The organism is Streptomyces sp. AJS327, assembly GCF_013450295.1.
Lineage (GTDB): Bacteria > Actinomycetota > Actinomycetes > Streptomycetales > Streptomycetaceae > Streptomyces.
In genome coordinates this window covers 22,471-34,683 of the sequence record NZ_SKBR01000003.1, presented here as the reverse complement: position 1 = coordinate 34,683, position 12,213 = coordinate 22,471, and the positions used below count along the sequence as shown (strand labels likewise).

Below are 12,213 nucleotides of genomic sequence, written 5' to 3'. Positions count from 1 at the left end.
TGCGGTCGTGCGGCGTGCGGTTCCTCTGTTCGTGGTGCGGTGGTGCGGTGGTGCGGTCATGTGTCGTGCGGTGGTGCCGACCGGCCCCGGTCCGGAGGGCCCGTCATGACGGTCCGGCCGCGAGGGGCTGCCCAACATGCACTGACGGCTGGGCGGTTCAGACCTCGGCCTTCTCTCTGGCCACCGCCTCGTACAGCGCCTTGATGTTGCCGCTGCCGAAGGTGCGGGCTCCGTGGCGGTCGATGACCTCCCAGAAGAACGTCCGGCGGACGTGCATGGACTGGGTGAATATCTGGAAGACCTGGCCCCAGTGGTCCTGGTCGACCAGGACGTTGGTCCGCCGCAGTTCGTCGATAGCCACCTCGGGGCGGCCCAGGCGGTCCTCCAGCTCCTTGTAGTAGCTGTCCGGGGTGTCCAGGAAGCGGACGCCGCGCTGTTCCAGGGTGTCGACGGCGGTCACGATGTCGTCGACGAGCAGCGCCAGGTGCTGTACCCCTGCGCCACCGTGCCGTTCCAGGAACTCGTCGATCTGCCCGGGCTTGCGGCTGGTCACCGGCTCGATCAGGGTGAAGGTGGCGTTGGCCGCCGAGTTCTGCACCACCTTGGAGTCCATCGCCTGCTCCCCGACCTCGATCATCTCCTCGAAGATCTGGGAGAAGCCGAAGACGGTCTCGTAGAAGGCGACGGTGGGGGCCAGTTCCCCGGCGGGGAGGCAGACGGCCACGTGGTCGAGGACGTCGACCAGTTCGGTGCTCTCCTCCGGGTCCCGGGGAAGGGTCGCCATGCTGCCGGGCAGGAACCGCACGCCGTCCGGGTCGCGTTGGACCAGCCGGTGGACGACGTCCCCGAAGCCGCCGACGGTGGCGGTGACCACCCGCTCCCCGCCGCCCCGGTGTTCGGTGGGCTCCTCGACCGGCGTCGCGCCGCGCGCCACCGCCGTCTGGTAGGCCCCGGCCGCGTCGGTGACCGCGAAGGCGATGTTGGCGACGCCGTCGCCGTGTGCTCTGACGTACTCGGCCGCCCGGTGCTCCCAGGTCAGCGCCGAGGTGAGCACCAGTCGTAATCCGCCCTGGACCAGCAGCAGGGACCGGCTGTCCGGCACGCCGGTCTCCGGGCCCGCCTCCCCGGCCAGCCGGAAGCCGAAGGCGGTGCGGAGGTAGAACGCCGACTGCCGTGCGTCGCCGACGTACATCTCCACATGGTCGATTCCCTCGATGTTCACTGACGTGCTCCTCGGTTGTCGCTCTGTTCGTCGGGTGTTCCGGCGGCGCGGGCCGGTGTGGCGCCGTGCCGCCGGTGGGTGGTCGCGGTGGACAGCAGCAGGCTGACGTTGTGTCCGCCGAAGGCGAAGGAGTTGGACAGCGCCGCCTCGACGGGGCGCCGTCGGGCCGTCCCTGTGATGTGGTCCAACTCGCAGGCTGGGTCGACCTCTTCGAGGTTGTGGGTGGGCGGTAGGGCGCCGTGGCTGAGGGCGAGCGCGGTGACGGCGGCCTCCAGCGCCCCGGAGCCGCCGAGCAGGTGTCCGGTCATCGACTTGGTGGCGCTGACGGCTGGACCGTCGGTGCCGAACACCTCGCGGATGGCGCGGCTCTCGGCCCGGTCCCCGATCTTGGTGGCGGTGCCGTGCGCGTTGACGTAGCCGATGTCGGTGGGCCGGAGCCCGGCGGTGGCGAGCGCGTTGCGCATGGCCGAGGCCGCGCCGGAGCCGTCCGGGCGGGGGGCGGTGGGACGGTAGGCGTCGGTGGTGACACCCCAGCCGAGCACGTCGGCGTAGCCGGTGGCGCCGCGCGCGTCGGCGTGCGCGGCGCGCTCCAGGACGAGCACGCCCGCGCCCTCGGCGAGGACGAAGCCGTTCCGCCGCCGGTCGAAGGGGCGGCTGGCGGCCTCCGGGGCGTCCCAGCCGCTGGCCAGGGCCCGCGCGTGCAGGAAGGCCAGCGCGGAGGTCGGGTTGAGCGGGGACTCCGATCCGCCGCAGACCACCAGGTCGGCCTCGCCGTGGCGGATCAGCCGGGCGCCCTCGACCAGCGCGTGCGCCCCGGCCGAGCAGGCGGTGGCGATGGCCGAACTCCACCCCCGGATCCCGTACTTGATGGCGATGCGGGCGGCCGCCATGTTGGGCAGGATGCCGGGCAGCAGGTAGGGGCTGACGGCGGTCGGCCCCCGCTCCGCCCGCTCCACGCCCTGCGCCTCGTAGGTGGCCAGGCCCCCGGCGCCGCTGGAGACGACGACGGCGACCCGCTCCGGGTCCACGTCCGTGCCGACGATGACGCCCGCGTCGGCCAGCGCGTCGTCCGCCGCGGCCATCGCCATCAGCGCGTAGCGGTCGACGAGGCGGCCCTCGCTGGGCGGCAGCACCTCGGCCGCCGCGATGTCGGGCGCGAACCCGGCCGCCTCGATCGCCCCGGCGATCGGATGCCCGGCCGGTGGGGTGCGCAGTCCCGAACTGCCGTGGCACAGCGCCTCGTAGACGGCGGTGGCGCCCCGGCCCAGCGGGGTGAACGCCCCCATGCCGGTGACCGTGGCGGCGGGCCCGGGCACGGGCGACGCGCTCATCCGGCGCTCACCCCGGTGGGTTCCGCGAGGGGTTCGCCGCTGAGGAACCGCTCGCGCAGCGTGATCTTGCGGACCTTGCCGGTGGGGCCGAGCGGGATACGGTCCGGGCTGACCACCACCACCCGCCGTACGGTGGCCGCGACGTGCGGCTCCAGCGCGGCCAGCACCTCCGCCGTGCGGTCGGCGTCCCGGTCGGCGCCGTCCGCCAGCATCAGCAGCACGGAGGTGGTGACCTCCGGCCGCGGACCGTCGCCGCTCTCCGCCTCGGGCTTCTCCTCCCGGACGGCGACGACGGTGCACTCCCGCACCGCGGGGCAGGCGGCGAGTACCCGCTCCTCGGCCATCATGGTGAACAGCCGTTTTCCGTCGGGGAGTTCCACGGAGTCGACCTCCCGGTCGACGTGGTAGTAGAAACCGGCCTCGTCCCGGTACACCAGGTCGCCGGTGAGGAAGTAGCCGTCCCGGCGGGTGCGGTGGGTGGTGACCGAGTCGTTCCAGTACCCCAGAGCCAACGTCGGTGCGCTTACTCCGAGTTGGCCCACCTCGCCGGGGCCGAGACGCTCACCTTCCGGGCCGAACACGGCGATCCGCGAGAAGGCGTGTGGCTTGCCGACGCAGCGGCCGTACCGGTCGGTGTCGGGGGTGTGGGTGATGAAGAACTGTGAGTGACCCATCTCGGTGGAGCCGAGCCCGTCGATGAAGAACGAACCCGGCCGCGTGGTACGCCCGTTGGGGCCGACGGCGTCCCGGCTGCCGACGGCGACCAGCCGCCGGATGTGCGCCTCGTGCGCGCAGTCCCCGGTGTTCCACCAGGTGCGTACCGAGTCCAGAGCCCGGGAGTCGAGGTCCTCGGCGGCCAACTCCGACCAGGTGGCGGCGAAGCCGAGTACGCACTCGGGTCGCCAGCGCTCCACCGCGTCCAGGACGTACGGGCCGGACTGCCCGGAGAGCACCGCGAGCCGCACCCGGTTGGTGAGCGCCAGGTTCACCGCGATGACGGTGGCCGCGTGTGCCGGGGGCAGCGCCCCCAGCATCCGGTTCAGGCCCTGGGGTTTGGGCAGCGACAGCCGGTGCCGCACGGAGGCGAACAGGCCGTGGTGCGAGTGCGCCACCGCCTTCGGCAGCCCGGTGGTGCCCGAGGAGTGGGTGATGACCACCGGCTCGTCGGCGTGGTGGCGGTAGGGGGCGGGGGCGGAGTCCGGGTCGGCGGCGCCGAGTTGGGCGACGTCGTCCAGCAGCGGCGCCCCGGTCTCGTGTCCGGCGAGGAGCGCGCGGTGCGCGGTGTCGGTGAGCACCCGGCTGGCGCGCAGCCGCCGGATGTACTCGGCGGCGATGTCCGGTGTGAGGTGGGAGTTCATCAACGCCGGGATGGCGCCGAGCCGGGCGAGGGCCAGGTAGCCGAGCACCTGGTCGGCGCCGGTGGTCACCCAGACGGCCACCGGGTCGCGGGGGCGCACCCCCGCCGTGTGCAGCGCCGCCGCCCGGGCCCGTACGCGGGTGTCGAGTTCGGCGAGGGTGAAGTCCTCCCAGGCCGGTTTGCCCCCGAACTCCACGTCCACGTCGGTGTCGAAGCTCAGGGTGGGCAGGTCGAGGCCCCGCGCCTTGGCGGCCAGGGTGGTGAGCGCGTTGCCGACGCCGAGAGACTGGTCTGCGGCCAGCTCAGCGCGGTCGTTCTTCGCTGTCATGGCGTGCTTCTCCGCTCTGTGGTGCCTCCGTGCCGGGGCCGCCCGCCGCCCCGGCCCCCCGCGGGCGGCGGGCGGCCGGAGCGACGGCGGCCAACGGACGGCGATTCGGCGTCACTTGGTGTCGTCGGCCACTGCGGCGCGATCGACGATCTCCTTCACGAGGCCGGAGACGGTCAGCAGCGCTACGGTCTCCATCTCGTCCTCCTCGAACTTCACGCCGTAGGTGTCCTCCACCTGGATCGCGATCTCCGCGACCGCGAGGGACTCCAGGTCGAGTCCGGCGGGGCCGAGGTGGGTTTCGCCGGTCACCTCGGACACGTCGTAGTTCATGTTCTTGAGGGCGTCGAGGATGAACTGGTGGATCTCGTGCGACATTTGGTTCACTCCACTTCATGTACGAGCATCCGGGAACGCCCCCGGACACGGTGACGGTGGTGTGGTGCACCACGGAGCGGGACGAACGCGCGACGGCGCGCTCGATGCTGTTGCGAACCGCCGCGGATCTGCTCGCGGTCCGGGCGTCGGAGATCTGGCTCGGTCATGAGTCGGGCGGGCGCCCGTACGTGGGCGGCGCCGCCGGGGGCCTGCGGGTCAGCGTGAGTCACGGCCGGGGAGCGGCGGCGGTGGCCGTGTCCGCGTGCACCCCGGTGGGCGTCGATATCGAGGCGGTACGTCGGTTACCCGGGAGGGCGCTGGCGCGTTCCTGGTTCGCCGGGTCCGAGGCGGAGTGGCTGGGCACCCTTCCGGAGGGCGAACGCGCCACGGCGTTCCTGTGGTTGTGGACCCAGAAGGAGTCCGTGGGAAAGGCGCTGGGCCGGGGGTTGCGGGGTGGCGGTATGCGCCGCCCGGTACCGCTGCCCGGCCGGTGGCCGCCGGCCGCGGGTGGGATCGCGCCACGTCCGGTGCCAGGCTCCGCCGGGTTGGCGTCCGGGGCGGCCCTGCTCGACGGGGGGCGGTTCGTGGTGGGCGTCGCGACCGCGCCGGATCCGGGACCACCGGGCGGACCGGAGGGACCGTGTGGGCCGGGCGGTTCGGCGGGAGGGGGCAACGGGGCGGGCTCGCACGGTGGTTGGACGCCGCTGGTGGACGGGGGCCGGGGCCCGGCCGGGAGCGGTGGCGGCCCACGGGTCGTGGTGCGTCGGGTGGCCGCTCCGGCCCCCGGCTAACGGGGTCATTCGGCGGCCGCCGAACGGGTGGCCGCGCGCAGGGTGTCCGCGTTACGGATCGGTTTTCCGGTCGCGGTGCGCGGGAGTTCGGGAAGTATCCGCAGCGCGCGGGGCCGCTTGTAGGCGGCGAGCCGGTCCGCGAGGCGGGCCGCCAGCCCGTCGGCGAGGGCCGGTTCGGCCACGGTGACGTACGCCTCGATGCCGCTGCCGTGCACCACCACCGCGTCGGTGACGCCGTCGAGGGTGCTGAGGGCGGCCTCCACCTCGGTGAGGTCCACCTTGAGCCCGGCCACCGACACCTGCGAGTCGGTCCTGCCGTGCACCGTGAGCAGCCCGGTCGCCGGGTCGAGGGCGCCCGCGTCCCGGGTGCGCAGCCAGCCGTCGACGTACCGGTCCGGGTCGAGCAGTCCGACATACGGCGACTCGGGCAGCGCGAGCTGGATCTCCCCGTCCACCACCCGCACGTCCATGCCGGGTGCCGGGGTGAGCGCGGGGTGGTGGCCGCCGCGCGGGTCGGCCGCGATGACCCCGGCCTCCGTCATCCCGTACATCGCGCCGAGTTCGGCGCCGTACCGGTCGGTGAACCGCTCCCGGACGGTGGTCCTCAGCACCTCACCACCGGTGATCATGCGGTGGAGCTGGGGCAGTTGGGGCGGCGCCGCGGCGGCGGTGAGCAGCGCGGTGTGGGAGGGGACGCCGAGCAGCGTGGTCGGCTCCCCGGCGGCGGCGACGGCGCGCAGGATGCCGTCCACCGAGTGGTGTTCCGGCAGGACCGTACGCACCCCGTGGGCCAGTCCGTACAGCAACCCGCCGACCAGGCCGAGCACATGGACGACGGAGGCCAGCACCACGACGCGTTCGCCGGGCCGTGGGAAGCCGTCCAGCGTGCCGTACCGCTCGATCTCGTCCCGCAGGCTGAGGACCGTGCGGCCGATGACCTTGGAGGGGCCGGTGGAGCCGGAGCTGAGCTGGAGCAGCACGTGTTCGCTCCGCGCCGGGCGGCCCGTCGGCCGCCGCACCACGCGGCTGGATATCTCGAAGAAGCCCCGCAGTCGGCCGCTGACGGGCTCGACCGGTTCGACAACCAGCTGCGGGGCGAGCCTGGTCAGCGCCTGCTCCACCTCGTAGGTGGTCAACCGGTGGTCGAGCAGGGTGACTTGGGCACCTCCGCGCCAGCCCGCCAGCAGCGCGACGACGCCGTCGAGCGAGGGCGGCAGGCGCAGGGCGAGGGTGCCGCCCGGGCGGAGTCCCGCCTCGGTCAGCTCCCGCTGCCGCTCCGCGACCAGACGGCGCAGGGTTCCCCGGCTCACCGGTTCGCTCAGGTAGAGGACGTCGTGCCGGTCGTCTCCCTTGAGCAGGAGGTCGTCGACCCAGGTTCCGTTGGCGTGCACGGGTCCCGGCGGCGGCGTTCCGCCCACAGGAATCCCTCCCCTGTACAGACTTGGCTTCCCCGTTACCGCTGGAAAGGCTTTCTCGGGGAACCACTCGACGATGGACCTCACCCGGAGTCGCCTGTCTTGCGCGGCATCACACAGCCTTCACGACTACCCGAGAGTATGCAAGCAAGGATTGCGCAAACTCACAGTCGATACATTCGTTACACGCACGTGTTGTGTTGTTACGGATAGACGCGGACGCGATCCTCTTCGAACCCCGGACACATCGAATACCAGCGCACGAAAAACCGCCCATCCGCCAGTTTCGGTCAATGGCGATGGAAGGGATATCTCCGCACGGCGACTTACGTTTTCCTTAAGTGTTGACCACTCCCGACACCATTCCGGACGAATTGAGATCCCGGATGTCCGGCGCCCCCATCAGAGCCATCGTCTCCTCCAGCTCCTCCGTGAGTATGCGCAGGACAGCGGCGGCACCGGCGCTGCCCGAGTGCGCCAGCCCCCAGAGCACGGGCCGCCCCACCAGAACCGCGTCGGCGCCCAGGCAGAGGCATTTGACAATGTCGGCACCGTGTCTGATGGAACCGTCGACAAGGACCCGGCAGCGCTTACTGACCGCGTCTGTAATTTCCGGCAACGCCTCGACGGCGGGGCGGGCGAAATCCAGCTGGCGACCTCCGTGATTGGAGACCACCACGGCGTCGACACCGTGCTTCACCGCCAGTTCGGCATCCGCCGCGGCGAGCACTCCCTTGAGTACCAGCGGAAGCGAGGTGCGCTCCCGCAGCCACTCCAGATCACGCCAGCTAATGGTGGCGTCGAACTGTTCCCGGGAATGCCGTGCGATGGCGGAATCACCGGAGTTCCCCCGGTGGGAGGCGGCCATGACGGAGGGGTCGACATTCGCCGCCCGTATCCCGTCGGGCAGCGCGAAGCCGTTGCGCGCGTCCCGCGGGCGCCGGGCCACCCGGGGCGCGTCCACCGTCAGCACGAGCGCCCGGTACCCGGCCGCCTCGGCCCGGCGCACCAGGTCCTCCAGCACCTCGCGGCGGCGCAGCCAGTACAGCTGGAGCCAGAGCGGGCCGGTGGCGGCCGCGGCGACGTCCTCCAAGGTGCGGCTCGCGAACACGCTGACGACCAGCGGGAGTTGGCACTCACCCGCCGCCCGGGCGGTCGCCACCTCCCCCTCGGCGTGGGCGAGTTGGTGGTACGCCATGGGTGCGACGGCCAGCGGCGCGGCGAGCCGGTCTCCGAACAGGGTGACGCCGGGGTCGGTCGCGGAGACGTCCACCAGACAGCGCGGGACGAGTTGGAGGCGGTCGAGCGCCGCGCGCGGGGTGTGGAGCATGGACTCGGTGCCGCTGCCTCCGGCGAGGAAGTCCCAAACCGGTGCGGGCAGTCGCTCCCTGGCGGCATCCTCGTACTCGCGCAGCGTCAGTAACACCGTTCTGGACTCCCCCCGTCTCGCGCCCGCGAGCCTAACAGAACTAACCGCACGGTCGTACAGTAACCCAACTCTGACACAGTGACCGCACGATCGTCCACTTAGTACAATGACTGACGGACGCGGCCCGGACGCCCCGTACAGTGCGGCGACGACGCACACAGGGCGAGGGCCCACCAAGACAAGGATGGTGCATGGTGGCAGCAGGGCGGACCGACGGACGCATCGAACGCGGTAACCAGACGCGGCAGTTGATCCTGGGCCGGGCCGTGCAGATCGCCTCCCTCGAAGGGCTCGAACGGCTCTCGCTCGGCCGTCTCGCCAACGAGCTGAACCTCAGCAAGAGCGGCGTCTTCGTGCTCTTCGGCTCCAAGGAGGAACTGCAACTCGCCACCGTCCGCGCCGCGATAAAGGTGTACCTGGAGCACGTCGTGCAGCCGGCCCGCGAGGTGCCGCCCGGCCTCGGCCGCGTCTGGCGGCTCTGTGACCGCTGGCTCGCCTACTCCAGGGACCGCGTCTTCCCCGGCGGCTGCTTCTTCTACTCCGTGTCGGCCGAGTTCGACTCACGCGTCGGCAAGGTGCACGACATCGTCGCCAGCACCCGGAACAACTGGCTCTCGTTCGTCGAGCAGACGCTCAACGAGGCGCTCGCGGCGGGGGAGATCACCGCCGCCGCCGACATCCCCCAACTGGCCTTCGAGATAACGGCCCTGCTGGAGGCCGCGAACGCCGAGTCCGTCCTGACCGACGAGTTCACCTCCTACGACCGGGCCGCCGTGGGCATCCGCCACCGGCTGCTGTCCGTGGCCACCGACCCGGACACGCTGCCCCAGGTCCCCGCACCCTCCGCCACCGACTGACAGGCCCGCCGGCCCGGCCCGGCGCGCCAGCCGGAGACACCATGGCCTTCGACGCAGACCCGGATCCCGCAGCGCAGCACCGGCGGAGTCCGCGCCCCACCGCCCGCCCCGGCCACCGGCCGAGCCCCCCACCCGACGCCTCACCCGGCACCGCTCCGGACACCATCCCGGACGACGACCGCGGCGCCGCCACGGCCCCGGCCCCACCCCCCGGGCTCGACCCGCAGTTCCGCGCCGTCTACGAGCGGCGCGCCGCCAGCGGCGACCGCCCGCTGTACACGCTCACGCTCCGGGAGGCCCGCGCGGCCGACCTGGCCGCCATCCGGGCGTCCTCCGGCACCCCGGAGCCCGTCGCCCGCGTCACCGAGGAGACCTTCCCCGGCCCCGGCGGCCCCCTGCCGACCCGGATCTACCGTCCGGCAGGCGACGGCCAACTCCCCGTGCTGGTCTACTACTTCGGCGGCGGCTGGACGCTCGGCAGCCTCGACACCTCGGACGCCGTCTGCCGGTCTCTAGCTAACGCGGCGGGCTGCCTCACCGTGGCCGTCGGCTACCGCCTCGCCCCCGAGCACCCGTTCCCCGCCGCCGTCACCGACTGCTCCGCCGGACTCCGCTGGGCGGCGGCCAACGCCCGCCGCCTCGGCGGCGATCCGGAGCGGATCAGCGTCGCCGGGGACAGCGCGGGCGGCAACCTCGCCACCGTCACCGCGCTGCGCGCCCGCGCCACCGGCCCGGAGCTGAGCTGCCAGCTCCTCGTCTACCCCAACACCGACCACCGCGCCGACACCCCCTCGCGCCACGAGAACACCGACCCGCTGCTCTTCAACGACCGCTCGGTGCGCTGGTACTGGGACAACTACCTGGCCGACCCGGCGGACGGCGACTCCCCCCACGCCTCCCCGCTGCGCGCCCCCGACCTCCGCGGCCTGCCCCCCACCCTGATCCTCACCGCCGAGTTCGACCCCCTGCTCGACGAGGGCGAACAGTACGCGCACCGGCTGCTGGACAGCGGCGTCCCCGTCCAACTCAGCCGGTACCCCGGCGTGGCGCACGGCTTCTTCACCATGGGCGGCAGCCTGGACGCCGCGCGGCGGGCGCTCGCCCAGTCCGCCGCCTTCCTCCGGTCACACACCGCCCCGCGCCCCCGCGCTACCACCTGCGGCGGGCGGGGGGCGCGGGGCGGCGGGGCGCGGGGCGGGTCCATAGCCCGCCGGGCTGGCGTCCACCCCGCGCCCGCCAGCCCGCGCGGCGGCAGCGGCGGATCCCTCCCGGCCCCCCGATCCGGGGACAACTCCCTTGGCGGCACCCGGACTTCAGCCCATCCGGCCGCCGCGCGGCCGACCGGCGCCAAGGCGCGCCCCGCCACCCGTCCCCGTGCCGAGTCCGGCGGCGGGCCGCTCGGCGCCGTCCCGGAGCGCCCCCGCCACGGCGGCGTGCGCCCCTCCCGCGTCACCGGTCACCCCCCTGCCCACGGCGGCGAGGAGCCCCCGGCCGGACGCGCCCGACCCTGACCACCATCGACCGCGACCCGAAGGGATGACCCACTCCGTGCGGGACACCACAGCCACCACCGCCGAGGCGGCCGGGACGGCCGGACCGGCCGCCCATCACACGCCCGGCCAGCAGCCGAACGGGACCGAGACCGCCGGGACCGGACCGTCCACCGGGCCGGTCCCGGCGGGCCCCTCGGCCGCCCTCCGGCTCGACGCGTTACACGGGTCGCTCACCGACCCCCTGCTGGAGGCGATGAACTTCCTCAACGAGGTGGTCTCCCGCTTCCCCGAGGCGATCTCCTTCGCCCCCGGCAGGCCCTCCGAGGGCGCCTTCGAGCCCGAGGACATCGCCCGCTACCTGCGCGTCTACACCGACCACCTGGAACGCGAACGGGGCTGGAGCCGCGCCCAGATACGCACCCAGCTCTACCAGTACGGCCGCACCGGCGGCGTCATCCACGACCTGATCGCCCGCGCCCTCGCCTTCGACGAGGACATCCACGTCCCGGCCGACTCCATCGTGGTCACCACCGGCTGCCAGGAGGGCATGCTGCTCACGCTCCGCGCCCTCTGCGCGGGTCCGGAGGACGTCCTCCTCGTCAACTCCCCCTGCTACGTGGGGATCACCGGCGCCGCGCGACTGCTGGACGTCACCGTGCGACCGGTCCACGAGGGCCCGGAGGGACTCGATCCCGAGTCGGTCCGCACGGCCGCCCGCGCCGCCCGCGCGGCGGGCCAACGACCCCGCGCCTGCTACGTGGTGGCGGACTTCGCCAACCCCTCCGGCGCCAGCCTCACCATCGAGGCCCGCCACCGCCTGCTGGAGATCGCGGAGGAGGAGGACCTGCTGATCCTGGAGGACAACCCCTACGGCTTCTTCGTCCGCGCGGGCGAACCCCGCCCCACCCTCAAGGCGCTCGACCGCCACCGACGCGTCGTCCACCTCGGCTCCTTCGCCAAGACCGCGCTACCCGGCGCCCGCGTCGGCTACGTCCTCGCGGACCAGCGGGTCATCGGTCCGCACGGCGAGTCCAGCGTCCTCGCCGAGGAACTGTGCAAGATCAAGAGCATGACGACCGTGAACACCTCGGCCATCAGCCAGGCCGTGATCGGCGGCATGCTCGTCGCCTCCGGCTGCCGCCTGCGCGAGGCCAACGCGGCACCCATCGCCTTCTACCGGGACAACCTCAACGCACTGCTCGCCGAACTCGAACGGCACTTCCCCGCCGAGCGCCGCGCCGCCCTCGGCATCGACTGGAACCTGCCGGACGGCGGTTTCTTCCTCGTCGTCAACGTGCCTTTCACCGCCGACAGCGCCGCGCTGGAACGCTCGGCGCGGGACTTCGGCGTGCTGTGGACCCCGATGAGCGACTTCACCCTCGGCGACGGCGGCACCCACCAACTCCGCCTCTCCTGCTCGGCGTTGGACCCCGAACGCATCCGCGAGGGCGTCGAGCGCCTCGCCGCCTTCATCACCCACCAGTCCCCCACCCCCACCTGACCCGCCCCCGTCCCGGGGCACCTGGATCCCCCGGATCCGCCTTGGGTGGTTTCCGTAGCCGCGCGAGGCGTGCGTCGGGCTCATTCCTCCACGAGGCCGAAGGGCGTCGCCACC

Annotated in this window: 10 protein-coding genes; 4 read left to right on the top strand and 6 right to left on the bottom strand. The window is 73.0% G+C overall.

The genetic code is table 11. From position 1 onward, the window contains the following. Positions 1-157 precede the first annotated feature (157 nt). The 4 genes from hppD to E0L36_RS17630 all read right to left on the bottom strand — a co-directional run bounded on the left by hppD (position 158) and on the right by E0L36_RS17630 (position 4,613). Complete coding sequence (gene hppD / locus E0L36_RS17645) at positions 158-1,222, bottom strand: 4-hydroxyphenylpyruvate dioxygenase (protein ID WP_180930112.1); 1,065 nt, start codon at positions 1,220-1,222, stop codon at positions 158-160. Further along, positions 1,219-2,553 (bottom strand): beta-ketoacyl synthase, encoded by a 1,335-nt coding sequence (locus E0L36_RS17640; RefSeq protein WP_180930111.1) that lies wholly within the window; start codon positions 2,551-2,553, stop codon positions 1,219-1,221. The genes hppD and E0L36_RS17640 overlap by 4 nt, the downstream gene beginning before the upstream one ends. Next, complete coding sequence (locus E0L36_RS17635; RefSeq protein WP_180930110.1) at positions 2,550-4,238, bottom strand: class I adenylate-forming enzyme family protein; 1,689 nt, start codon at positions 4,236-4,238, stop codon at positions 2,550-2,552. The genes E0L36_RS17640 and E0L36_RS17635 overlap by 4 nt, the downstream gene beginning before the upstream one ends. Before the next feature lie 111 nt (positions 4,239-4,349). After that, the gene (locus E0L36_RS17630; RefSeq protein ID WP_180930109.1) at positions 4,350-4,613 is read right to left on the bottom strand and encodes an acyl carrier protein; all 264 of its coding nucleotides are present in this window, start codon (positions 4,611-4,613) and stop codon (positions 4,350-4,352) included. A gap of 17 nt (positions 4,614-4,630) precedes the next feature. On the opposite strand from E0L36_RS17630, the gene E0L36_RS17625 reads away from it, so the two are divergent. After that, entirely contained in the window at positions 4,631-5,404 is a 774-nt protein-coding gene (locus tag E0L36_RS17625) for a 4'-phosphopantetheinyl transferase superfamily protein (protein WP_180930108.1), read from the top strand. A 5-nt stretch (positions 5,405-5,409) separates the two neighbouring features. On the opposite strand, the gene E0L36_RS17620 is transcribed toward E0L36_RS17625, so the two are convergent. Both E0L36_RS17620 and E0L36_RS17615 read right to left on the bottom strand, forming a co-directional pair. Continuing rightward, the gene (locus E0L36_RS17620; protein WP_180930107.1) at positions 5,410-6,795 is read right to left on the bottom strand and encodes a class I adenylate-forming enzyme family protein; all 1,386 of its coding nucleotides are present in this window, start codon (positions 6,793-6,795) and stop codon (positions 5,410-5,412) included. 361 nt (positions 6,796-7,156) lie between these two features. Continuing rightward, complete coding sequence (locus tag E0L36_RS17615) at positions 7,157-8,245, bottom strand: alpha-hydroxy acid oxidase (RefSeq protein ID WP_180930106.1); 1,089 nt, start codon at positions 8,243-8,245, stop codon at positions 7,157-7,159. 197 nt (positions 8,246-8,442) lie between these two features. Between E0L36_RS17615 and E0L36_RS17610 the strand changes: the two genes are divergently transcribed. From E0L36_RS17610 to E0L36_RS17600, 3 genes are read left to right on the top strand one after another with little or no spacing between them, the layout of a single operon-like run. Then, positions 8,443-9,105 (top strand): TetR/AcrR family transcriptional regulator, encoded by a 663-nt coding sequence (locus E0L36_RS17610; RefSeq protein WP_180930771.1) that lies wholly within the window; start codon positions 8,443-8,445, stop codon positions 9,103-9,105. Between the two features lie 41 nt (positions 9,106-9,146). Next, positions 9,147-10,616, top strand: coding sequence for an alpha/beta hydrolase (locus tag E0L36_RS17605; RefSeq protein WP_180930105.1), 1,470 nt, complete (start codon positions 9,147-9,149; stop codon positions 10,614-10,616). A gap of 37 nt (positions 10,617-10,653) precedes the next feature. After that, positions 10,654-12,099 (top strand): PLP-dependent aminotransferase family protein, encoded by a 1,446-nt coding sequence (locus E0L36_RS17600; protein WP_308416817.1) that lies wholly within the window; start codon positions 10,654-10,656, stop codon positions 12,097-12,099. Positions 12,100-12,213: the final 114 nt, after the last annotated feature.

What these genes read in the sequence shown, in the direction of transcription:
- E0L36_RS17640 (WP_180930111.1), bottom strand. Translation starts at nt 2,553, where the DNA reads ATGAGCGCGTCGCCCGTGCCCGGGCCCGCCGCCACGGTCACCGGCATG.
- E0L36_RS17635 (WP_180930110.1), bottom strand. Translation starts at nt 4,238, where the DNA reads ATGACAGCGAAGAACGACCGCGCTGAGCTGGCCGCAGACCAGTCTCTC.
- E0L36_RS17630 (WP_180930109.1), bottom strand. Translation starts at nt 4,613, where the DNA reads ATGTCGCACGAGATCCACCAGTTCATCCTCGACGCCCTCAAGAACATG.
- E0L36_RS17625 (WP_180930108.1), top strand. Translation starts at nt 4,631, where the DNA reads ATGTACGAGCATCCGGGAACGCCCCCGGACACGGTGACGGTGGTGTGG.
- E0L36_RS17605 (WP_180930105.1), top strand. Translation starts at nt 9,147, where the DNA reads ATGGCCTTCGACGCAGACCCGGATCCCGCAGCGCAGCACCGGCGGAGT.